At 62.4% G+C, this 21,774-nt stretch carries 19 protein-coding genes and 1 riboswitch; of the genes, 12 read left to right on the top strand and 7 right to left on the bottom strand.

Translation table 11 applies throughout. From position 1 onward, the window contains the following. Positions 1-4: 4 nt before the first annotated feature. A complete protein-coding gene (locus tag HBN54_RS09110) occupies positions 5-679 on the top strand; it encodes a tetratricopeptide repeat protein (RefSeq protein WP_168672883.1) in 675 nt (224 codons plus the stop codon). Positions 680-759: 80 nt separating this feature from the next. On the opposite strand, the gene HBN54_RS09105 is transcribed toward HBN54_RS09110, so the two are convergent. Then, positions 760-2,079 carry an MFS transporter gene (locus HBN54_RS09105; protein ID WP_168672882.1) on the bottom strand — a complete coding sequence of 440 codons (1,320 nt, stop codon included), beginning with the start codon at positions 2,077-2,079 and terminating at the stop codon, positions 760-762. 150 nt (positions 2,080-2,229) lie between these two features. Between HBN54_RS09105 and HBN54_RS09100 the strand changes: the two genes are divergently transcribed. The 4 genes from HBN54_RS09100 (at position 2,230) to HBN54_RS09085 (ending at position 7,718) form a co-directional block, all read left to right on the top strand. After that, positions 2,230-3,801 carry an NAD(P)/FAD-dependent oxidoreductase gene (locus tag HBN54_RS09100; RefSeq protein ID WP_168672881.1) on the top strand — a complete coding sequence of 524 codons (1,572 nt, stop codon included), beginning with the start codon at positions 2,230-2,232 and terminating at the stop codon, positions 3,799-3,801. Between the two features lie 137 nt (positions 3,802-3,938). Further along, positions 3,939-4,298, top strand: coding sequence for a CoA-binding protein (locus HBN54_RS09095; RefSeq protein ID WP_168672880.1), 360 nt, complete (start codon positions 3,939-3,941; stop codon positions 4,296-4,298). Between the two features lie 324 nt (positions 4,299-4,622). Beyond that, positions 4,623-6,206, top strand: coding sequence for a hypothetical protein (locus tag HBN54_RS09090; RefSeq protein ID WP_168672879.1), 1,584 nt, complete (start codon positions 4,623-4,625; stop codon positions 6,204-6,206). A 106-nt stretch (positions 6,207-6,312) separates the two neighbouring features. Further along, positions 6,313-6,386, top strand: a riboswitch (Fluoride riboswitch). A gap of 48 nt (positions 6,387-6,434) precedes the next feature. Continuing rightward, entirely contained in the window at positions 6,435-7,718 is a 1,284-nt protein-coding gene (locus tag HBN54_RS09085; RefSeq protein WP_317170197.1) for a chloride channel protein, read from the top strand. Between the two features lie 6 nt (positions 7,719-7,724). On the opposite strand, the gene HBN54_RS09080 is transcribed toward HBN54_RS09085, so the two are convergent. Continuing rightward, on the bottom strand, positions 7,725-8,258 hold the full coding sequence (locus HBN54_RS09080; protein ID WP_168672878.1) for a hypothetical protein: 534 nt from the start codon (positions 8,256-8,258) through the stop codon (positions 7,725-7,727). 137 nt (positions 8,259-8,395) lie between these two features. Here HBN54_RS09080 and HBN54_RS09075 point away from each other — a divergent pair, with 137 nt between their 5' ends. Genes HBN54_RS09075 through HBN54_RS09065 form a run of 3 tightly spaced genes read left to right on the top strand, consistent with a single transcriptional unit; the run spans position 8,396 to position 11,211 of the window. Further along, positions 8,396-8,956 (top strand): RNA polymerase sigma factor, encoded by a 561-nt coding sequence (locus HBN54_RS09075; protein ID WP_317170196.1) that lies wholly within the window; start codon positions 8,396-8,398, stop codon positions 8,954-8,956. An 11-nt stretch (positions 8,957-8,967) separates the two neighbouring features. Continuing rightward, entirely contained in the window at positions 8,968-10,032 is a 1,065-nt protein-coding gene (locus HBN54_RS09070; RefSeq protein WP_168672877.1) for a hypothetical protein, read from the top strand. Between the two features lie 24 nt (positions 10,033-10,056). Further along, positions 10,057-11,211, top strand: coding sequence for a PorT family protein (locus HBN54_RS09065; RefSeq protein WP_168672876.1), 1,155 nt, complete (start codon positions 10,057-10,059; stop codon positions 11,209-11,211). A gap of 96 nt (positions 11,212-11,307) precedes the next feature. Here HBN54_RS09065 and HBN54_RS09060 read toward each other — a convergent pair whose 3' ends face one another. Further along, positions 11,308-12,066: an RNA methyltransferase gene (locus tag HBN54_RS09060; RefSeq protein ID WP_168672875.1), complete on the bottom strand. Its 759-nt coding sequence runs from the start codon at positions 12,064-12,066 to the stop codon at positions 11,308-11,310. 14 nt (positions 12,067-12,080) lie between these two features. On the opposite strand from HBN54_RS09060, the gene tamL reads away from it, so the two are divergent. Both tamL and HBN54_RS09050 read left to right on the top strand, forming a co-directional pair. Further along, on the top strand, positions 12,081-14,747 hold the full coding sequence (gene tamL, locus HBN54_RS09055) for a translocation and assembly module lipoprotein TamL (RefSeq protein ID WP_168672874.1): 2,667 nt from the start codon (positions 12,081-12,083) through the stop codon (positions 14,745-14,747). A gap of 605 nt (positions 14,748-15,352) precedes the next feature. Beyond that, complete coding sequence (locus HBN54_RS09050; protein WP_168672873.1) at positions 15,353-15,913, top strand: hypothetical protein; 561 nt, start codon at positions 15,353-15,355, stop codon at positions 15,911-15,913. Between the two features lie 133 nt (positions 15,914-16,046). Here the strand turns inward: HBN54_RS09050 and HBN54_RS09045 are convergent, their stop codons facing one another. Beyond that, entirely contained in the window at positions 16,047-18,239 is a 2,193-nt protein-coding gene (locus tag HBN54_RS09045; protein WP_210427994.1) for an alpha-ketoacid dehydrogenase subunit alpha/beta, read from the bottom strand. A gap of 163 nt (positions 18,240-18,402) precedes the next feature. Here HBN54_RS09045 and hemF point away from each other — a divergent pair, with 163 nt between their 5' ends. Together hemF and HBN54_RS09035 are read left to right on the top strand one after the other, a co-directional pair. Then, positions 18,403-19,320, top strand: coding sequence for an oxygen-dependent coproporphyrinogen oxidase (hemF, locus tag HBN54_RS09040; RefSeq protein ID WP_168672872.1), 918 nt, complete (start codon positions 18,403-18,405; stop codon positions 19,318-19,320). Beyond that, the gene (locus tag HBN54_RS09035; RefSeq protein WP_168672871.1) at positions 19,313-19,882 is read left to right on the top strand and encodes a phosphatase PAP2 family protein; all 570 of its coding nucleotides are present in this window, start codon (positions 19,313-19,315) and stop codon (positions 19,880-19,882) included. Before hemF ends, HBN54_RS09035 begins: the two co-directional genes overlap by 8 nt. On the opposite strand, the gene HBN54_RS09030 is transcribed toward HBN54_RS09035, so the two are convergent. From HBN54_RS09030 to HBN54_RS09020, 3 genes are all read right to left on the bottom strand, one after another. Then, positions 19,879-20,541, bottom strand: a complete 663-nt coding sequence (locus HBN54_RS09030; protein WP_168672870.1) for a hypothetical protein — start codon at positions 20,539-20,541, stop codon at positions 19,879-19,881. The two genes, HBN54_RS09035 and HBN54_RS09030, sit on opposite strands and share 4 nt — an antisense overlap. A 74-nt stretch (positions 20,542-20,615) precedes the next feature. Continuing rightward, positions 20,616-21,206, bottom strand: a complete 591-nt coding sequence (locus HBN54_RS09025) for a riboflavin synthase (protein WP_168672869.1) — start codon at positions 21,204-21,206, stop codon at positions 20,616-20,618. A gap of 135 nt (positions 21,207-21,341) precedes the next feature. Continuing rightward, positions 21,342-21,674, bottom strand: coding sequence for a hypothetical protein (locus tag HBN54_RS09020; protein WP_168672868.1), 333 nt, complete (start codon positions 21,672-21,674; stop codon positions 21,342-21,344). Positions 21,675-21,774: the final 100 nt, after the last annotated feature.

The following is a 21,774-nucleotide window of genomic DNA, read 5'->3' as shown; positions in this document are numbered from 1 at the left end:
ACTTATGAAATGGCACGCCAATTTCTGGATGTTCGTATTGCTAGGCAGCAATATGGGAGCTGCCACGGCTCAAGTAGCGAGCGATGGTAATATTAACCTGATTCCGATGTACGGCGGATTCAAAAAAAGCCGGGCACTGCAAAAAGCAGATGCCCGACTTCTCGCTGATTTTCCTGACCGACGGGTAGCCGCAACTCAATTTGCGCAACGGGGCTGGGATTTCTTTTATGCTAATGATTTTACAACGGCCATCAAACGGTTCAACCAAGCGTGGCTATTGGACAGCACCAATGCGTCTGCTTATTGGGGCTTCGGGGTAATTGAAGGTCAGCGCCAACACCCTACCGATGCCCTGCGCTATTTCCAAATCAGCCGGCGCCACAATCCCGCTAATCGGCGCTTATTGATTGATATGGCGCAGGCGTTGCTCAGTCGATACGATGTAACTCATCACTCGCCGGATTTGGATACGGCCGTAGCCAAGCTTCAGGAGTATCTGGCAGATACAAGTGATGCAAAGGGCACCACCGATGCGTACATGAAAATGGCTGTAGCTTATTTTTTCAAGCATGATTACAGCAATGCCTGGAAATACGTGGACTCGGCCAGTGCCCTGGATGCAACGGCCACGCACAACTGGGAATTCATACCCGAGCTTCAGAAAGCCTCCCCGCGCTAATAGATGGCGCCCAGCAAAAAACCGGAACCTGTCCAGCTGTATCCAGCGACAGGTTCCGGTTTTTCATTTTTGAACAGTTGTTACTCCGTCATCCGGCCCTTCTCGGCCCGCGTTTCGCCCATGCGCCAGTACACCAGCAGCGAGAGCAGCGCGCAGCCCGTTACGTACCAGTAGAACCATTCTTCCACGCCGTGCTGCTTGGCGAACAAGGCCACGTACTCGGCCGTGCCGCCAAAAATGGCCACCGTGAGGGCAAACGGCAAGCCCACGCCCAGGGCCCGGATTTCAGTGGGAAAAAGCTCCGCCTTCACCACCGCACTGATGGACGTGTAGCCGCTCACCACAAACAGCGCCGCGATGAGCAGGCCCGCCGCCACCCACGCATCCTGCGTGTGGGCCAGCTGCCGCAGCAGCGGCACCGTGCCCAGCGTGGCCCCAATACCAAACATGAGCAGCACCGGCCGCCGCCCCACCTTATCAGAAATAGCGCCCAGCAAGGGCTGAAACAACAGCGCCACCGCCATCACCCCGAATGAAATCAGGGTAGCCTGCTCCTTGGAAAAACCGGAGGTATTGACCAGGAATTTCTGGGCGTAAGTGGTGAAAGTGTAGAACGCCAGCGTACCGCCCAGCGTGAGGCCCACCACGGTGAGCACGGCCCGCGGGTGCTGCATCAGCATGCGAAACTGGCTGGGCGAGGGTGCCCGGCCCTCGCCTTCGGGGTCGGCTAAAAGGGCGTTTTGCTGCTGCTCGAAAGCGGCGGTTTCGCCCATGTGGGTGCGCAGGTATAGCGCGCCCAGCGCCGCCAGCGCCCCAATGACGAACGGCACACGCCAGCCCCAGGCCCCCAGCTGCGCGGGGGTGAGCAGTTGCTGCAAACCCAGCTGCACCACCAGCGCCAGCAGTTGCCCGCCCATTAGGGTGAGGTATTGAAAGCTGGACCAGAAGCCCCGGTGCTTCGCGCCGGCCATCTCGCTCAGGTAGGTGGCCGAGGTGCCGTACTCGCCCCCCACGCTGATGCCCTGCACCAGCCGGGCCAGCAACAGCAGCGCCGGCGCAAGCACTCCAATAGTAGCATAGCCCGGGGCGACCGCAATCAGCAGCGAGCCGCAAGCCATGAGCTGGACCGAGAGCAGCAATGCCGCCCGCCGGCCGTGGCGGTCGGCATACGCACCCAGTACCCAGGCCCCCAGCGGCCGCATCAGAAACCCCACCGCAAAAATCGCGGCCGTGTTCAGGAGCTGCGCTGTAGCACTGCCCTGCGGGAAGAACACGGGAGCGAAGTAGAGGGCGAAAGCCGAATAGGCATACCAGTCGTACCACTCGACAAGGTTGCCAATGGAGCCGCTGACAATAGAGCGCAACCGCGACACCGGTGCTGAAAGGGTAGTTGTAGTCATAGGGCAAATAAACGATTTGCGGCCCGCGATGGCTGAGGCCTCCTGATTTTTTGTGCGCCGGCTGCGCTGCTCCGGCGGCCGTAACTTTGCAGCAATGCCGGGCAACAACAAGCCTATACCCAAAAGGATAGCCACCTTTCATATACACAAATGTTAAAACAAGAATTAGAAGTACTTCTCGCCCCCGAAGTTGCTTTCGATGAGTTGGCGCGGTACGAAGCCATTTTGCAACAGGCCGGCCTGGCTCCGGGCGAAGCTGATTTTGTGCACTTACGCCGGCGTTCTATTGATGCCCGGGGCCGGCAACCCCTGGTGCGACTACGCGCCGACATTTACCAGAGCGCCCCACCGAGCGAGCTATTCGGTCCATGGTTTGTTTATCCAAATGTGAAAGCTAATAACCCACGTGTACTCATCATCGGGGCGGGTCCGGCGGGCCTATTTGCGGCGTTGCGCTGCCTGGAGCTGGGCCTGAAACCAATAGTGCTGGAGCGCGGGCGCGACGTGCGCGCCCGCCGTCGCGACCTCGCCGCCATTAACAAAGACCAGTTGGTAAACCCCGATTCCAATTACTGTTTTGGCGAAGGCGGAGCCGGCACGTATTCCGATGGCAAGCTCTATACCCGCGCCACCAAGCGCGGAGATGTGGGCCGCGTGCTCCGCCGCCTGGTGCAGCACGGCGCGACGCCCGACATTCTGGTGGACGCCCACCCCCACATCGGCACCAACAAATTGCCAGCCGTGGTGCAGGCCCTGCGCGAGGCCATCATCGACGCCGGCGGCGAGGTGCATTTCGAAACCCGCGTAACCGACCTGCTGCTCGACAATAACCAGCTGCGCGGCGTGGTGACGGCCACCGGCGCGACCGTTGAGGCGGAGGCCACCATTCTGGCCACCGGCCATTCGGCCCGCGACATTTATGAGCTACTGCACCGGCGCGGTGTGCTCATCGAGGCCAAGCCCTTTGCGCTGGGTGTACGCGTCGAGCATCCGCAGGAGCTGATTGACCAGGCCCAGTACCGCCGGATTGACCGCGGCCTGCTGCCGGCCGCCTCCTACTCGCTGGTACACCAAACGGAGGTGCGCGGCGAGCAGCGTGGCGTGTTCTCGTTTTGTATGTGCCCGGGCGGGTTCATAGTACCGGCGGCCACGGCCCCGGGCGAGGTCGTGGTGAACGGCATGAGCCCGAGCCGCCGCGACTCGCGCTATGCCAACTCCGGCATTGTGGCCGCCGTGGAGCTGGCCGACATGGACGTGAAGCAGTACGGCCCGCTGGCCGGCCTGCACTTTCAGCAGCAGATTGAGCAGCTGGCCTGCCGGGCGGCAGGCGGCACGCAGCACGCTCCGGCCCAGTTGCTCGGCGACTTTCTCAAAAACAAACAGTCTGCCAGCTTGCTCGAAACCTCTTACCAGCCCGGCCTGGTGTCGGTGCAAATGGACGATGTGCTGGGGTCGGTGCTGGCCGAGCGCCTGCGCCAGGGCTTCCGCGATTTCGGCCGGAAGATTCCCGGCTACGCCACCAACGCCGCCCAGATTGTGGGCGTGGAAAGCCGGACCTCGGCCCCCATCCGCATCCCGCGCGACAAGGACACGCTGCGGCATCCGGAGGTGGCGGGGCTGTACCCGTGCGGCGAGGGCGCGGGCTACGCGGGCGGCATCGTGTCGGCCGCGATGGACGGCGAGCGCTGCGCCGAAGCGGTGCGGGCGGCGGTGAGCCGCTAGGTTTTGCCGCTTCGGGCAGGCGGGGCACCCTTCGGCGGGGTGGCGCGTTAGGCTGGCTGAAACAGTGGCCTTTTCGTACTACTGAACTTACCTCAACAATCCGCACCCGCCCGCCGGGTGCCCGTTACCATACCATTATGAAAAAGACTCTTGTTCTCGGTGCTTCCGATAATCCGGCCCGCTACTCGTACCGGGCGGCGCACATGCTCAAAAACCACGGCCACGAAGTAGTGCCCGTCGGCATTCGCAAAGGCCAGGTGGCCGGGCTCGACATTCACACCGACCGGCCCCAGGAAACCGACATCGACACTGTGACGCTCTACGTGGGCCCGCAAAACCAACCCACCTGGTACGACTACATTCTGGACCTGCAGCCCAAGCGCATCCTCTTCAACCCCGGCACCGAAAACCCCGAGCTGGAACGCCTCGCCCAGCAGCGCGGCATCCAGACGGAGGAAGCCTGCACGCTGGTCCTGCTCTCGATTGGGCAGTATTAAATAAAAGCAGCATTTCGAATCGCGTGCCCCCCGAAACCCAGTTTCGGGGGGCACGCTTGCTTTAGTGGGATTTGCCAAAGGCCCTTGGGGAGGGTGTAATTCTGCATCTTTTTGGCCTGATTACGTACTGGAGCCGGGGCTGGTACGCCCGAATTCTGTACCGCCTAACGGAGGCCATCCGAAATGCCAGCAGCCCGCGCAAATACCTATTCGTCGTAGTTAAGTAGTACGTCGTGCTCCAGGGTGGTTGGCCTGCCGAGCAGCATAGCTCCCAAACAGCGTAAATGCCTGCGATTAATCACCCCTGCCAACTCACTCTATATTATGAAACCTCTTCTTCTCACTTCTCTGGGCCTGTTGCTGGGCACTTCGGCCTTGGCTCAGCACACCGGCATGCCGGGCATGGATATGTCGACGCCGATGCCCGCACCCAAGGCAAAGGCCAAGCCAGCTGCGCCCCGGCCCAAACCAAAATCAGCTGGCACGGCTCCGGTGCCGCCGCCCAGTCCCGCCGCCTCTTCGCCGGCTGAATCAACACAGCCCAAGCCCGCCGCGCCGGCCATGCCGGAAATGAATATGCCGGGCATGAACATGGGCACGGCCGCCGACAGCAGCGGCGACACGATGATGGACATGCGCAACTCGTTCTCGAAAAACCTGCCGATGACGCGCCAGGGCTCGGGCACGAGCTGGCACCCCGATTCCTCGCCGATGTACATGCAGATGTACCAGTCGAAGGGTTGGGACGTGATGCTGATGTATTCCGCATTCCTGCGCTACACCAGTCAGAATTTCAACCATAGCCAGCTACGTGGCGATGCTAATTTCCGCGCCAACACCTACGTAATGGGCATGGCCAACCACCTGGTGGGCCAGCGCGGGCTGTTCAGCATCCAGGCCATGGTGTCGGCCGATGCGCTGACGGTGGGCGGCGCGGGCTACCCGCTGCTGTTCCAGACCGGCGAGTCGTGGAAGGGCGAAAAGCTGTACGACCACCAGCACCCGCACGACCTTGTGAGCGCTCTGGCCGTGGGCTACACCTACGCCGCCAGCCAGGACGTGGACCTGACCGCCTACCTCGGCTACCCCGGCGAGCCGGCCATCGGGCCGCCCGTGTTCATGCACCGGCCCTCGGCGGCCAACCTGCCGGCGGCCCCGCTGGGCCACCACTGGCAGGATGCCACCCACATTCAGTTCGGGGTGGCCACGCTGGGCGTGCGCTACCGCAACGCCAAGCTCGAAGGCTCGCTCTTCACCGGCCGCGAGCCCAATGAAAACCGCTACAGCTTCGATAAGCCGCGCTTCGACTCCTACAGCGGGCGCCTCTCGGTGAACCCTTCGGATAATCTGGCGCTGCAGGTTTCGGCCGCCCACCTCAAGAGCCCCGAGGAGTTGGAACCCAACGACAACGTGGACCGCACCACAGCCTCGGTGCTGCACAACGCGAATGTGGGCAAGGCAAGCATCCTGTCCTCCACCTTCGTGTGGGGCATGAACCGGCACAGCGGCAGTGGCGAGGAAACGACGTATTCCAATTCCTTCCTGCTCGAAAGCAACTACCAGGCCCGCCAGTTCAACCTGTTTACCCGCCTCGAAACCCTCCAGCTGAACTACGACGAGCTGCTGCTGCCGGCCGCTACCGACGAGGCCGGGCATGCCAACCGCCAGGTATCGGCCTTCACGCTCGGCGCTTCGAAGTACATCGCCAAAACCAAAGCCGGCTGGCTCGACCTCGGCCTCACCGGCACCCTCAACACCTATAATATCGACAACGCCGCGCTGCTAAGTGCCTATGGTAAAAACCCGCTCTCCTTTGAAGTATACCTGCGCTTCATCGCTCCGCGCATGAGCATGCACATGGGCCACGGCGGCATGAAGCACGGCGGGATGAAGGGCATGAAAATGTAGCGTTGATAACCGGTCAGAATCTAAAAGCAGCGCCCGGGTCCCGGCGCTGCTTTTTTTGTTTGCTCCGAGGCCAAGGCAATGCCGACAAACGCCGTTTATATTTGCCCCAGAATACGGTGATGGATTGCCACCGCGAACCGCCGGAGCCCCGCGCCCCGCGCTGATGATTCCTACGAAACGGGCGGCCACCGGGGCCGCGCCGCATAGCTCATCATACCGTTCGCCCCCGTGACCCCACGCTTTGCCCTCGCCCGCCTGCGCACCCTCGGCACCACCGCCACCCTCCTTTTTCTATTGCGTTGGCTGCTGATTTGCGGCCTGATTGGCGCAATGGCCGGCACCGCCTCGGCGGGGTTTCTGGTAGCGCTCGACTGGGCCACGCGCTGGCGCGAAGCGCATCTGTGGGTTTTGGCGCTGCTGCCGGTGGCAGGCCTGCTCATCGGCGGGGCCTACCACTATTTTGGCAATAGCGTGGTGCGCGGCAACAACCTCATTCTGGATGAAATCCACCGCCCCAGCCAGCAGCTGCCGTTGCGCATGGTGCCGCTGGTGCTGGGCGGCACGCTGGCCACGCACCTGTTTGGCGGGTCGGCGGGCCGTGAGGGCACGGCTGTGCAGATGGGCGCGGCCCTGGCCGACCAGCTCACCCGCTGGCTGGGCCTGCGCCCCCGCGACCGCCGCCTGCTGCTCATCGCGGGCATGAGCGCGGGGTTTGCTTCCGTGTTTGGCACGCCGCTGGCCGGGGCCGTATTCGGGCTCGAAGTCTTTCTGCTGGGCTCCATTCGCTACGAAGCCGTGCTGCCCAGCTTCCTGGCGGCTGTCATGGCTGACTTCGTGACGCGGGCCTGGGGCGTGGGCCACACCCACTATCCCACGCTGGGCGAGCTGCCGCTCACGCCACTCCTATTGGGCTGCACCCTGGCGGCGGGCGCACTGTTTGGGCTGGCAGCCAGGGCCTTTGCTACGCTCACGCACACAATCAGCAAGGTTTTTGGCCGCATTGCCTATCCGCCGCTGCGGCCGGTGGTAGGCGGCGTACTGGTGGCCGGGCTGCTGTGGGCCGTGGGACCGGTGCGCTTTGGCGGGCTGGGCGTGCCGGTTATCGTCGAGGCCTTTCAGCACCCGCTCGTGCCCACCGACTGGGCCCTCAAGCTGGTGCTCACGGCCCTCACGCTGGGCTGCGGCTTCAAGGGGGGCGAGGTCACGCCGCTGTTTTTTATTGGCGCGGCGCTGGGCAGCGCGCTGGCCGTGGTGCTGCCGCTGCCGGTGGCGCTGCTGGCGGCCATGGGCTTCGTGGGCGTGTTTGCCGGCGCGGCCAATACGCCCCTGGCCTGCACCCTAATGGGACTAGAGTTATTCGGGGGCCATGCCGGCGTGTACCTGGCGCTGGCCAGCGTGGTGGCCTATTTGTTCTCAGGCCACCACGGTATTTATGGGTCGCAGGTGGTGGGGCAGGCCAAGCATTTGCGCCTGGGACGGCAGCAAGGCCGCCCGCTGAACGAGCTGCCCTAAATGGGCCTACAGCAGAATATCAAACGTAAGAGCGGGCATCACGAGCAGCTTCCGGCGCACGACGCGCATATCATCGGCTTGATAATCGGCCACGAATCCATTGGCGAACAACACGTTGATGCCTGCCCGAAAGTCATTGCTAAAGCGCATGTTCAGGCCCATTCCGCCGCCTACGTTGAAGTCCGTCAGGGTGCCTTTGTTGTAGCCCAGGTCCCAATGGTAGAGCGAATAAACGCCACCGATTGCGACGACTGGTTCCAGGCGCGGGTTTTTTAGGGGAATATAATAGGTGAGCAAACCGAGGCCTCCGGCACTAAATTCGTTTTGCCGATGCGAATCAAACACCTGCGTGGCCACCAGCCGCCCGCCAAAATGCTGCCCAAAACGACCTTCCGCCTGCACGCCCAGCACTTTGGGATTACCCAAGATGCCCAGCGCAACGGTATATTTTCGGTAGATAGCCGGCTTAATGGGGACTTCCTGTGCCGCAAGGCGTGAAACCGTCATCGAGAACAGGAGGAATGGTAGCAGTTTTTGCATAATAGTATTGATTAGCGCTTGCGAAGCTACTGCCTCGAATCGAACAAACGGAGTACGGCAAAAAACTTCTTTCCCGCAGGCAACCCTTTCCGCACTTTCCGCATCTGCCGCCCTAACTCACCATCCTTTCTGCTCCCGTGCCCACCCTTACCGTGACGACCGAAGCCGACCTCATCGCTGCTTGTGTGCGGGGCGAGCACCGGGCCCAGCGCCAGCTCTACGACCAGCTGGCCGGGCTGATGCTCACCGTGTGCCGCCGCTACCTCAAGCGCCGCGAAGATGCCGAAGAAGCCCTGATACTGGGTTTTGCCAAGATGTTTCGGGCCCTGCCCAACTACCGCTTCGAAGGCAGCTTCGAGGGCTGGGTGCGCCGCATCATGGTGAACGAAGCCCTGATGCAGCTGCGCCAGCGCGAGCTGATGACCGTGTCGATGGAGGACTTTGCCCAGCCCGAAAACCTGGCCACTACCGCCGCCACCGCCGACACCCAGCTACAAGCCGAAGACTTGCTGAACCTGCTGGCCACCTTACCCACCGGCTACCGCACCGTTTTCAACCTGTATGCCCTGGAAGGCTACGGCCACCAGGAAATTGCCGAGCTGCTGGGCATCAGCGAAGGCACCAGCAAATCGCAGCTGAGCAAGGCCCGCGCCATGCTCCAGCGGCGCGTTCAGTTTTCCGCCATTTCGGCGAATTAGCTCCTATAACTATGCTTCCCGAAGATAATATCGACGATTTATTCCGCCGCCAGCTCGACGGCCACGAAACGCCCCCCGGCGACGACCTTTGGGCGCGCCTGCAAAACAGCGCGCCCCAGCCCGAAGCCAACGACCCGCGCCTCGACGAGCTGTTTCAGAAAAGCTTGGGCGCCCACTCTACAGCCCCGCGCCGCGAGCTCTGGGAGCGCCTCGAAGATGAGCACCTGCGCCCCCGCCAGCGCCGTGCCGCCGCGTGGTGGCCCATGGCCATGGCCGCCGCCGTGCTCATTCTGCTGCTAGCCGGCGGGGCCGGTCTGTGGCTGGGGTTCCCCGCCGGCGATATGAGTGACAATGCAGTAGCTACCGGGAACAAAAAAACGACCACTCCTACTAATACACAGCCGGCAGCAGCGGCGTCCGTTCCTGCTGCTATTACTACCGCGGCGGCCGCCGCTACCACAGCAGCTGGTGCAACTGCCGAAGCCGTAGCAGCCGCGAATAACACCCCGGCAGCCACCAAAAACGCATTTTCCGCTTCAATTCAAAAAAACACCACGGCTCAGGCAACCCGCTCTCTGGCCCTGGCATCTACCGCATCAAAGGCCCAGAAGTCGGCCGAGCGGCCGTCGCCGCGCCACCCGCTGGGAAGTAGCCGGCAGCCGGACGCGGCGGCCCCCTCGCTCCCCCTCGTGGCCCGCACGATGCCGCCCGCCCCGGCCCGCAACCCCGCTGCTGACGAGCAGCGGCCGGCCCCGGTGGTAGCCGCCACCACACCCACGCCAGTGCCCGCGCCGGAAATCGTCCCCGCCCGCCTGGTGCCCGCCGCCGAGTTTATCGCGGTGGAGGTACGCAACGGCGCAGCCCCGGCCCGGCCCACCCGCACGGTGGCCTCGGCCCTGGCCGCCAACCCCGAGCCCGCCGAGCGTCGGCGGCTGGGCGGCCGCCTCCTGCACCTGGGCGGCCAGCTGGTGCGCGGCGAACGGGTCAGCCTGGCCGAAGTCACGGGCCTGCCCGAAAACGTGACCATTGAGGCCACCGTGGCCGGCCACCGGGTCACGAAATCCATTCAATTGTAATTCACCCTCTTCTTCATAGAAATCATGCAACGCGCTTTTCTCTCCTTCTTTCTGCTGCTGACGATGACGCTGGGCGGGCTGAATATGGCCCGCGCCACCGCCCTCGGGGCCACTGCCACCGTGCAGGACACCATTGTGGTGCGCCTGCCCAACAAAGCCACCCTGACCCTGACCGTGCGCAACGCCGCCCAGCTGCGCGACATGAAAAACTACCACCTCGATTCGCTCACTTCACGGCTGGCCACTTACATCACGCAGGCCGAAGCCGCCGCCAAAACCGGCACCACCGACCAGGTGACCATGCGCTTCTACCCCGACAAGGACCAGCCCGGCCAGAACCTCCCCGAAGAAATCCGCATCACGGCCCACAAGCCCGGTGCCAACGAAAGAGGCAGCACCAAAACGCAGGTGTTTCTGAACAAGAAATTCGGCCTCGTGGCTCATACCGACAACGACGGCAATACGTCGTACAACTTCAATAGCGACAAGAAAAAGAAGACGGCTGCCGACTCGCTGAAGCGGGTAAATCAGGAGCGCAGCTCTTCGGTTTCGTTCCGGCTGGCCTTCGGGCTCAACACTTTCGTGAACACCACGGCCAATGCCGTCAGCACCGGTGCCCCCGGGCTCGACTACTGGGGCTGGGGCGTGGGCTACCTCGACTTGGGCCTCGACTTCGTGCAGCCGCTGGCCTACAGCAAGCGGGCCAAGCTGGCCCTCACCTTCGGCCCGGAATTTTCGATGAACAATTTTCAGCTGCAAGGCAATAACCAGTGGGTGCAGGGCATCAGCACCACCTACTTCGAGCGTGCTCCCGATGTGAAGCAGGTCAACAGCTCGACCCTGTACCTGGGCAGCCTGAACCTGCCCGTGATGCTGCGCCTCAAGCTGCGCAACAAAGACGACCGACGCACGCTCTCAGCCGGCATCGGCGGCTTTGGCGGCTACCGCGTGGCCAGCAACATCGAAACCGAGTACAAGCTGACGGGCAGCGACTACAAATACCAGGATAAAATTTCCGGCCCGCTCAACCTCAACGACTGGCAGTACGGGGTGCAGGGCGAAATCGGCTTCCACTCCCTCCGCCTGTTTGCTAAGTACAACATGAACGAGCTGTTCCGCGACAACAAAGGCCCCAACACCCACGTGCTCTCCTTCGGCCTGAACCTTACCGGGTTCTAAAAGCCAGCCGTGCTAGTCCGGAATGCGCTTTTGGTCAAACAGAACGTCATGCAGAGCTCCGCTCCGCATGACGTTCTGCTTTAAAGCCGATAATCCTTACTGATTCCGAAAGAAATTATCCAGCAGAATAGCCGCTGAAATGGCCACGTTCAAACTCTCCGCTTGGCCGCCGGCCCCGCGCGGAATGTGCAGCCGGCGCGTGAGGGCCGCCCCCACGCCCGGCGTGAGGCCGTGCGATTCGGAGCCCATCACGAGCACGCCGGCGGGGCGCAGGGTGAGGCGGTGCACGTTGTTGCCCGCCAGGTCGGCCCCGAAGATGCCCACGGCGGGAGCCAGCGTGGGAAGCCACGCGGTGAGGTCGCGCTCCCAGACGCGCACCCGGGCGAATGCGCCCATGCTGGCGGCTACCGTTTTGGGGGCGTAGGCATCGGCGCAGCCGGGGCTGAGCACCACGCCGGGCAGGCCGTACCAGTCGGCTAGGCGCAGCAGGGTGCCGAGGTTGCCGGGGTCGCGCACTTCGTCGAGGGCGAGCAACAAACCGGTTTCGGGCAGCGTTAGGGGCAGGGCGGTTTCGGCGGGCAGGCGCACCACGGCCAAGGCGGTGTTATTGGTGGCCAGCGTGCCGAGCTGGGTGAGTTCGGTTTCGGTGGCGGGGCTGAGCGGCAGGCGGGCGGGCAGGCGGGCACGGTTTTGGTCGATAAATTCGGCCGTGGCCAGCACGTGTTCAACTTCCAGGTCGGAACTTAGCAGCTCCAACACGTTTTTGCCTCCCTCCACCAGGAACGCCCCGTGGCGGTGCCGGTACTTCTTCTGGTGCAGCGACTGCACGTATTTGCCAAGTGCTTTTGAAACCATTACTCGTTACTTATTTGCCAAAACTACGGCCTGCGCAGCGGCTCGGGCCGCTACTCGTGCTGCTGGGGCTGGCGGCGTGCTCGCCGTTTGGGCTGTTGCGGCCCAACCAGCGCCTGCTTAGCCGCGTCGAAATAAAGGGCGTAGAGCAGGCCGACAAAGAACGGCTGACCGCGCTGGCCCAGCAAAAGCCCAACACCCGGATTCCGCCCAAGCTGGGCATATACCAGCTGGGTTTCAGGTTTTACGATTCCGTACGCATCAAAAACCAGCTGCGCACAATTGCAACAACTTACGCGGCCAAGATGCAGGCCGCCGGCACCGACTCGGCCCAGCTGGGCAAGCTGCTGGCTCAGCGCGAGCGCAAAATCAAGCGCAAGCAGCTGGTGCTCGACAAGGGCAACGCCATCATGCGCCTGGGCGAGCCGCCCGTTATCTACGACTCGGCCCTTACCAGCCGCTCGGTAGAGCAAATGACCACCTACCTGCGCTCGCAGGGCTTTTTCCGGGCGCGGGTGTCGGCCACCGACACGGCCCGCTTCCAGCGCAGCATCTTGTTTCGGGCGCTGAATGCGGTGGGGTCGGTTTTTCCCGGCAAGTCCGATTCGCTCGATGCCGCCAAGCAATACCGCAGGGTGACGGTGACCTACAATATCACCGAAAACCAGCCTTTTCTGTATCGCCTGCAGGCCCCCAGCATTCCCGACTCGGGCGTGGCGGCCGTGGTGCGCCAGGGCCAGTCGGCCACGCTGCTGCACGAAAACGACCGGTATAATGAGGACTTGATTGGCCAGGAGCGCACCCGCCTCGAAACCCTGCTGAAAAACGCGGGCTACTTTGATTTTCGCCAGCAGTACATCACCCTCGAAGCCGATACCAGCTACGAAAAATTTACGGTGCGGCTGCGCACCTTCATCGCCAACCCCGGGCCGGACCAGGGCCACCGGCTGTACACGCTGCGCCAGGTGCGCTTCATCACCGATGCCGGCGTGGGCCGCACCCTGCGCAGCGCCACCGGCGACACCCTGCGCCGCGCCGGCACGCCCGGCGCGCTGCGCGCCCGCCCCAGCCTGGGCGTGCGGATGGATACCGTGGTCACGGACTCGATTCGCTTTGCCGCCTACCAGCAGAAATTCAGCACCGGCCTGCTGGCCAACAAGGTGAGGGTGCGCCCCGAGCAGCACTACAGCCTGGCCAATACCCTGCAAACCCAGCGCCTGCTGGCCGACCTGGATATGTTCCGGTTCAATACCGTGAACTACCGCAAGCTGCCCGACCCACCCACCGCCGACAGCACCAGCCGCACCCCCAGCACCGGCGAGCTGGTGGCCGTCATCAATGCCTCGCCCGCGCCCAAGTTCTCCCAGACCGTGGAAGTGGGCGCCACCTACGTGGCCTATCTGCCGGGGCCTTTTCTGAATTATCGCCTGAAAATCCGCAATCCCTTCGGGGGGGCCGAAGTGCTGGAATTTGGCGTGCGGGCTGGTTTTGAGGGCCAGCTCACCCGCGTGGCCAGCATTAGCGACACCACGGGCAACACCACGGACAACGTGTACACGACCCAGTTGGGGGCCACGGCGGCGCTGGTGCTGCCGCAGTTCCTGGTGCCCTTCCGCACCAACTACTTCCTCACCCGCTACAACCCCAAAACCCGTTTCTCGCTCTCCGAAACCTACGTAAAGCGCCCCGAATACATCCGGTCCAACTTCGAGTTTGCCTGGGATTATATCTGGCAGCGCTCGCCGTTTCATCAATACGTGTTTTCGCCGGTGGTTATCACCCTGGTGAATACGCCCTATACCAGCCCGGCCTTCGAGGCGCGTCTCAAAGCGCTTCAGCTCACGGAGGGCTCCTCGCTCTACCGGTCGTTCAGCAAGCAGGTCGAGCCGAGCTTCAGCTTCACGTCGCTCTACAACTCCAACGATTTCAACGAAACCCGCAACGCTTACTACCTGCGGCTGTTTGCCGAAGTCGGGGGCCTCACGCGGGGGCTCTACCAGAAGGCCCTCTTCGAAAGCACGAGCCTGAACGTGTACGACTTCGCCCGCGTCAGTGTCGATTACCGGCGCTACTACCGCCTCACGCCCCAAACGTATTTCGTGTGGCGCCTCAACGGCGGGGCCGTGCATGCCCTAAACCGCACCAACGACCCTACTACCCCCGAAAACGACCCGCAGTACATTGTGCCCTACGATAAGTCGTTTTTTGCCGGCGGCTCTACCAGCCTGCGGGCCTGGCAGCCACGCCGCCTGGGACCGGGCGGCTACACGCCTCTGCGCCCCAGCAACGGCCAGCTGGTGCGCGACTACCTCACCGAGCAGCCCGGTGAGCTGCTGCTGGAAGGCAGCGCCGAATACCGCTTCCCGATATACGGCTTCTTCAAGGGGGCGCTGTTCACTGATTTTGGCAACGTGTGGGGCCTGCAGGAAAGGAAAGACCCCAATACCGGCGACTACCTCCGCCCCGGCGCACAGTTTCAAATCAACAATTTCTACCGCCAGATTGCCGTGGGTTCGGGCTTTGGCCTGCGCTTCGATTTCACGTTCCTGATTCTGCGCCTCGACATCGCCACAAAAATATACGACCCCACGGCACCTACCACCGCCGATAAATGGGCCTTGCGCAACTTCGACACCAGCGCCAACCCCGTTTCCTTCAATCTGGGCATCGGGTACCCGTTCTAGTGGAGTGGCGGGTTGGCGGGTTGGTGGGTTGGTGGGTTGGTGAGTTGGTGGAGTAGTCAAACTGTTGCTTATAGATTGAACACTACAAGGCTGGCAGCTGGCCGCAGTTGCTCGCTGGCCGCAGTTTAGCGCGGAGCGCGTATCTGCTGGCCTGCCGTAAGGCGAATTTGCAACTCGCTGCCGCAGAGCGGCAATTATCTCCTGCCTTGCCAATGGCGATTTGCAAACTCGCCTTACCAATCAGCCAGCAGTTACGCGCTCCGCGCAAAACTGCGGCTAGCGGAACTACGGCCAGCAGTGGGTTGGGTGAATCTCCGATTACAAATTTCAGCGTGACGGGTTTTATTAGCTGTCGCAACGCGGCATTTATTCTACATGGTGCAGAGGAAAGGCGAGTTACAAACCCGCTTTGCCGATGGTGTGTGGTTATGCGCCACGCGCTAAACTACAGTCTGCCGCCGCCGCTGCGACCATCTGCAGGCTGGAAATCACAGCACATCCATAGCCAGAGCTAAAGATGGGAATGCCAAAAAGTTGTTTTGGCCAACGTATGATGATTTGCTGTCAGCGAACTTACTTTGTAATTCAAAGTAGTTTGAAAAACAATGAAAGCAATTGTCATTACCTCCCGGGAAGAGTCCTCCCTCCGCGAGCGTGCCATGATGTGGCTGCTGAGCAACGTCGTCTCCGTTCATGCGAAAGTTTACCGCCGCCGGCCCATCTGGGGGCTGAAACGGGAGGACATGCTGCGGTACCCCGCTGGTAGTCTGGGCCACGAGCTAGGGCTATTCCTGACCCGCGAAGGCCTTCAGCCCGTAGACCGCATAGAGCGGCACGACGCTTTTCACATCCTGCTGGATTTCAACACCACCATGGATGATGAAGCAGCGATGCTGTGTTTTTTGGTTGCCAATGGCAAAAATTCACCCTTTACTTTGGCTGCTACCCTCCTAATGGTCCTGGCGATGCCGGATAAATGGGGCATTTTCATTCCAGCCTTCCGACGCGGACGCCAGGCCCTGTCCATTGCCAACTGGAATTTCCTGCACCTGCTGGATGAGCCTTTTGCAGATGTGAAAGCCATTATTTTTCACCAGCCGGTGCATAGCGAGCGTTTGCTACGCAAAATCCCTCAATACCAAAGAATTGCCTCCGCCCGTCGCTGAACGAACCCGCTCGTTATTGCAACGATTGCAGGCGGGTTCGTTCAACGACGGGCGGGGTCGAGCCCCGCACCCTACTTCGTTTTCGCACACCCCTTCGGGGCTGATATAACTGCCCCCACAAGGTGGCCCCTCACTAATACCCGAGCAACTCGCCCAGCGCCACTGCTACTTTGGCCGCGCTCGGCAGCATCTGCTTCTCCAGCTCCACGTTGAGGGCAATGGCGGGCAGGTTGGCCGCGCCGAGGGTGAACACCGGCGCATCCAGCGCCGTGAAGCAGTGGCGCTGAATACGTCCGGCCAGGCTTTCGGCAAAGCTATTCATGAGCGATTCTTCGGTGAGGACGAGCACCTTGCCATGGCGGCGGGTGGCGGCCGTCACGGCATCAAAATCAAGCGGATTGAGGGTGCGCAAGTCTAGGATTTCGATTTGGCCGGGGAAATCGCGGCTGGCGGCTTTGGCCCAGTGCACGCCCATGCCGTAGGTCACGACTACGGCCGTGTTTCCCCGGGCGAGCTGCTCGGCATCGGCAGCCTGCGCAATGGCGGCCACGCCCAGCGGAATGACGTAGCCAGCGGCCGGCTCCACGGTTTTGGCTTCTTCAGTGCCGGGTACCTTACTCCAGTACAGGCCCTTGTGCTCCAGCATAATAACCGGATTGGGGTCGAGGAAAGCGGCGCGCATGAGGCCCTTCATGTCGGCCGCGTTGCTGGGGTACACCACCTTAATGCCCCGAATGGTAAGCAGCGTGCTTTCGATGGAGCCCGAATGGTACGGCCCGCCCCCACCATACGCCCCAATGGGCACGCGGATGAGCGCCGGAATCGGAAACTTGCCCATGGTGAGGTAGCAGGACTTACTGAGCTCCTCCACCAGCTGGTTGAGGGCCGGCCAGATGTAGTCGGCAAACTGGATTTCGACGATGGGCCGGGCACCCACGGCCGCCATGCCTGCCGTGCTGCCCACAATGTAGGCCTCCTGAATGGGCGTGTTGAAGACCCGGGCTTCGCCGTATTTCTTGGCAAGCAGCGCGGCCTCGCGGAACACGCCGCCCAACTCGCCGCCCACGTCCTGCCCATAGAACAGCGCTTCGGGGAATTCCTGCAGGATGTCGTCCACCGCGTGCAGGGCGGCATCCACCATAAGGGCTTTTTCGGCCCCGGCGGGGCTGCGCTCGCCGGCCTCTTCGGTCACGGCGGGCGGGGCGAACTCATGGTCGGCGAAAGTAGCCGGGTCGGGGTTAGGCGCGGCCAGGGCCTCGGCCCAGTCGGCGCGCACGGTAGCGCGGGCTTCAGCCCGCAGTCCGTCCAGTTCCTCCTCTGAAACTCCGAGCGCCAGCAGGCGCTGGTGCAGGCGGGGCAGCGGGTCCTGCTCCTGATGCGCGGCCAGGTCGGAGCGGTACCACTCGCGGCGTACGCCGCTGGTATGGTGGCCCAGCAGCGGGCACTTGGCGTGTACCAGCACCGGCCCGCGCCGGGCCCGGACGTGAGCAAATGCCTCGGCCAGCCCGGTGTGCGACGACTCGAAATCGGCCCCGTCCACCTGCATCCGGCGCAGGCCCGGGAAGCCCGCCGCAAACTCGTAGGCGTTCATGGCGCGCATCTCGCGGCCGGTGGCCGAGATGCCCCAGTCGTTGTCCTGCACCAGGTACACGATGGGCAGCTGGTGCAGAATGGCCATTTGCAGGGCCTCCGCCACTTCGCCCTCCGTCATGGCCCCGTCGCCGATGGAGCACAGCACCAACGGTTTCTCGGCCAGCCAGCCCGCCGATTTATTCAACGACTCAATCGCCAGTCCCTGCTTTTCGAAGTAGCTGATGGCGTGGGCCATGCCCGTTGCCGGTATAGCCTGCATGCCCGTGGCCGAGCTTTGGTGCGGGATAACCGGGATGCCCGCCCGCCGCAGCGAGGGGTGCGAATAATACGTGCGCCCGCCGCTGAACGGGTCATCGGCCTTGGCCAATAGCTGGAGCATGAGCTCATACGGGCGCAAGCCCAGGCCCAGCAGCAGGGCGTCGTCGCGGTAGTAGGGCGCGGCGTAGTCGTTGCCGGTGAGCAGGAAGGCGGCGGCCAGCTGCACGGCCTCGTGGCCCCGGGCGGTGGCATGCACGTAGCGCGAAGCGGTGGTCTTTTCTTCTTCGAAGAGCGTGGCCATTTCGGCGGCCGTGTGCATAAGGCGGTAGGTGCGGCGCAGCAGGTTGGCATCGTGCGCGGGCACGGCAGTGGCGGGCGCGGTGAAGGCCTCGGCGGCGGCCGCAGCCGCCGCGGCTACGCGGGGGTTGGCAAAGTCAGTGGTATCGGAAGCGACGGGCGCAGCAAAATCGGACATTGGGAGCAGGGCGGGGTGAGACTGCAAAAGTACGCCCCGCGCCCTCGTCCGTATCTTTGGGCCGGCTAGAGTTAAGAGCTAGAAGTTAAAAGTGATGCGTTATCAATTGCGAGCCACTCATTTTTAACCCCTAACTCTTAACTCCCAACTCCTAACTCACACAATGCCCTCCCCCACCATCCGCCCCGAAATTGAAGCCTGGCTGGCTGATTTTCAGCTTCGCCTCTGCCAGCAGCTCGAAACCGCCGACGGCGGACCTACGGCCTTCCTCACCGATGCCTGGCAGCGCGAGGGCGGCGGCGGCGGCCGCTCCAAAGTGCTGGAGCACGGCACTATCCTCGAAAAAGGCGGCGTGGGCTTTTCGGCTGTGTGGGGCGAGATGAGCGAAGCCGCCGCCCGGCAGCTGCACATGCCCGACCCGCATTTCTACGCCACCGGCGTGAGCGTGGTGTTGCACCCGCGCAGCCCGCGCATCCCCATCATCCACATGAACGTGCGGTATTTTGAGGCCGGCAACGGCGAAGCCTGGTTCGGCGGCGGCATCGATTTGACCCCGATTTACGTGGACGAGCCCCAGGCCCGCCGCTTCCACGCGCAGTTGAAAGCCGTGTGCGACCGCCACAACCCGGAATACTACCCCAAGTTCACGCGCTGGGCCGACGACTATTTCTACCTCCCGCACCGCCAGGAAACGCGCGGCGTGGGCGGCATTTTCTACGACCGGCTGACCGTAGGCAAGGACGGCAGCGCCGAGGAATTATTCGCCTTCATGCGCGATGTGGCCGAGCTATTCGGCCCCTTCTATACCCAGCTCATGGCCGAAAACCACGCCCTGCCCTTCACCGGGCGCGAAGAAGCCTGGCAAAGCCAGCGCCGCGCCCGCTACGCCGAATTCAACCTGGCCTTCGACCGGGGCACGCGCTTCGGCCTCGAAACCGGCGGCCGCACTGAGTCCATCCTCATGAGCCTGCCCCCGCGCACCGGCTGGGCCTACAACCCCGCGCCGCCTGCCCCCGGCACCCCGGAGGCCAGCACCCTGGCCTGGCTCCGCAAGGGCGTAGACTGGCTGGCCGATGCTTGAAGCCATCCAACACCTTGACCGGCAGCTGCTGCTGGCCATCAACCACGCCCACAACCCCGTGCTGGATGCGGTGATGGTTTTTGCTTCTAATCGCCTGGTTTGGTTTCCGGCCTATGCGGTACTTATCGGGTGGCTAATTTATCATTTCCGGCGGCGGGCAGTGCTGCTTCTACCGCTCGTGGTTACCGCCGTGGCGCTAGCCGACAGCATCACCAGCCGCTTATTCAAGCCGTTTTTTGCCCGCCCCCGCCCCTGCCACGATGTCCGGGTTTTTCCTTACCTGCACTTGCCCGATGGCTGCGGCGGCCAGTTTGGGTTCCTGTCCTCGCACGCCGCGAACTCCATTGCCCTAGCCGTTTTCTTGGCGTTGGCATTGCCCGCCAGCCGCTTTCGGACCCTCAAATTGCTGGTTTTTGGCTGGGCCATTCTACTGTCTTACAGCCGCATGTACCTCGGGGCCCACTACCCGACCGATGTACTGGGCGGGGCGGCCATTGGCGCGCTGCTGGGCTGGGGCGCGGCCATGTTGTTCAGCCGCTGGGGCAACCCGCTGGGGCGCTAGCGGAAGGTTCGGATGCCGTTGTCGTAATAAATCAGGCGGCCGCCATTATCCTCGAAAAAAGCAAACGGGTAAGCCATGCCTTTCACGGCCACCTTCCAGGCTTTGACCAGGTTCTCGGTCGTGTTCCCAGCGGTATTTAGGTTATAGTAGCCGAATTCGGCTTCCGCGCAATTGGTGGCCAAGCCGAGGTTGCTGGGGTCGAAAGCTGCTACGGCGGCAAAAAATAGTGTCCGCAGCTGTGGGACCCTCAGTGCGGGCTGAGCATTGAGTTGGGTGCCCCTGGTCAGGGTTCCAGCGGTGTAATACAACACCCCGCCCTTGAAAGCATAGTTTATCTGATTCGTAAAAATTCGCAGGCCGTTAGCATACTCGTCCACGCTCACATGGTCGGTGACGAGTGGCGCGTAGGGCGGATAATACGTCTGTACCGAATCGTGCCAAAAGCGCACGTAACGCACCCGGTTGAGGTCGAGGCTGTTCTGGGCGAAAAGAACATTGGCCCGCTGCACCTGAGCCGGGGAGATGGCGTGGGCCGTGGCGGGCATCACCACCAGTTCACTACAGCCTGAGTCGGCGGCAATGGCAGGGTCTGCCTCCGACTTTGAACAAGCAAGCAGCACCGGAGCTAGGGCGCAGGCAGCAATCAAGAGATATTTCATAGCGTGGAAACAGGTGTTTCAGGCTTGACCGGTATCCTGGCTTATTCGTTGCAGCCACCCCCAATTAATTTTCCTCACCGGCCCAGCAGCTTCGCCACATACTTACCCACGATGTCGAATTCCAGGTTCACCGTTTCGCCGGCCTTCAATTGCTGAAAGCTGGTGTGCTCGTAGGTGTAGGGAATGATGGCCACCGTGAAGCCCGCATCGGTGCTCTCGAAGCAGGTGAGGCTGGTGCCGTTCACGCAGATGGAGCCTTTCTCGACGGTGAGGCGGCCGGGGCCGGCTTCGTGCCCGAAGCGGAACAGCCAAGAGCCGTCCTGGTCGGTCACGTTTAGGCAGGTAGCCGTGGCGTCGACGTGGCCCTGCACGATGTGGCCGTCGAAGCGGCCGTTGGCGGCCAGGCAGCGCTCCAGGTTTACGTGGCGGCCGGGCTGCCACTGGCTCAGGTTGGTCACGCGCATGGTTTCGTCGATGGCCGTTACGACGTGGGTGCCGGCCGCCGCGTCCACGGCTACCACGGTGAGGCACACGCCGTCGTGGGCCACGCTCTGGTCGATTTTCAATTCCGCCGCGAAGGGCGAGGCCACGGTGAAATGGCGGTTGCTGCCCTGGTCTTCAAAGGCTACGATGGTACCCAGGGCTTCAATAATTCCAGTAAACATGAATCGCGGATTTAGTCGGTTTTTCGGAGTTCGCGCAGGCCAGTGCTGCGCCCACAATGCAAAGAACGGCTCTACCACGCGGTAGAGCCGTTCTGGTTGTAACCGCCCGGTACGGGGCGGGGTTATGCGCGGCGGTTATTTGTCGCCTTTCTCGAAGGGACGCCAGTCGAGCTCGCCGGGCAGGCCGCCGGTCTTTTTGCGCAGGAATACGGTCTGGTCGTCGTCCTCGCGCTTGCCGAAGGTCACGTCGGCCCGGCACTCCAGGCAGCGCACCGAGGTGTACTTGAACTTGCCCTGGGCCACGCGGCTGGTGAGGTCCAGATTGTCGGACCCGCAGATGCCGCAGGCCGCCACATCGGCGAAGCTCAAACGCTCGTATTCGGCTACCGTTTCGTGAAAGTTATTGCCCTGCACGGTAAAGTGAAACTGGCGGCGCCCGATGCGCTTGGTCGTCATCATTTGCAACATTCTACTGCAATAAAAGAGGTTAATTGATGCTTTAAAATTACGAATTATCACCCTCAAAAACAAGTCGATATCCTGAGAAAACTGCACAAAAAAGGTGCCG

This window comes from Hymenobacter artigasi (assembly GCF_012275535.1).
Taxonomy (GTDB): domain Bacteria; phylum Bacteroidota; class Bacteroidia; order Cytophagales; family Hymenobacteraceae; genus Hymenobacter; species Hymenobacter artigasi.
The sequence above is the reverse complement of the archived record's forward strand: the minus strand, read 5'-3'. Positions and strand labels throughout refer to the sequence as shown.

Coding starts and splice junctions, on each gene's coding strand:
- HBN54_RS09110 (WP_168672883.1), top strand. CDS start 5: ATGAAATGGCACGCCAATTTCTGGATGTTCGTATTGCTAGGCAGCAAT.
- HBN54_RS09105 (WP_168672882.1), bottom strand. CDS start 2,079: ATGACTACAACTACCCTTTCAGCACCGGTGTCGCGGTTGCGCTCTATT.
- HBN54_RS09100 (WP_168672881.1), top strand. CDS start 2,230: ATGTTAAAACAAGAATTAGAAGTACTTCTCGCCCCCGAAGTTGCTTTC.
- HBN54_RS09095 (WP_168672880.1), top strand. CDS start 3,939: ATGAAAAAGACTCTTGTTCTCGGTGCTTCCGATAATCCGGCCCGCTAC.
- HBN54_RS09090 (WP_168672879.1), top strand. CDS start 4,623: ATGAAACCTCTTCTTCTCACTTCTCTGGGCCTGTTGCTGGGCACTTCG.
- HBN54_RS09080 (WP_168672878.1), bottom strand. CDS start 8,258: ATGCAAAAACTGCTACCATTCCTCCTGTTCTCGATGACGGTTTCACGC.
- HBN54_RS09070 (WP_168672877.1), top strand. CDS start 8,968: ATGCTTCCCGAAGATAATATCGACGATTTATTCCGCCGCCAGCTCGAC.
- HBN54_RS09065 (WP_168672876.1), top strand. CDS start 10,057: ATGCAACGCGCTTTTCTCTCCTTCTTTCTGCTGCTGACGATGACGCTG.
- HBN54_RS09060 (WP_168672875.1), bottom strand. CDS start 12,066: ATGGTTTCAAAAGCACTTGGCAAATACGTGCAGTCGCTGCACCAGAAG.
- HBN54_RS09050 (WP_168672873.1), top strand. CDS start 15,353: ATGAAAGCAATTGTCATTACCTCCCGGGAAGAGTCCTCCCTCCGCGAG.
- HBN54_RS09045 (WP_210427994.1), bottom strand. CDS start 18,239: ATGTCCGATTTTGCTGCGCCCGTCGCTTCCGATACCACTGACTTTGCC.
- hemF (WP_168672872.1), top strand. CDS start 18,403: ATGCCCTCCCCCACCATCCGCCCCGAAATTGAAGCCTGGCTGGCTGAT.
- HBN54_RS09035 (WP_168672871.1), top strand. CDS start 19,313: ATGCTTGAAGCCATCCAACACCTTGACCGGCAGCTGCTGCTGGCCATC.
- HBN54_RS09030 (WP_168672870.1), bottom strand. CDS start 20,541: ATGAAATATCTCTTGATTGCTGCCTGCGCCCTAGCTCCGGTGCTGCTT.
- HBN54_RS09025 (WP_168672869.1), bottom strand. CDS start 21,206: ATGTTTACTGGAATTATTGAAGCCCTGGGTACCATCGTAGCCTTTGAA.
- HBN54_RS09020 (WP_168672868.1), bottom strand. CDS start 21,674: ATGTTGCAAATGATGACGACCAAGCGCATCGGGCGCCGCCAGTTTCAC.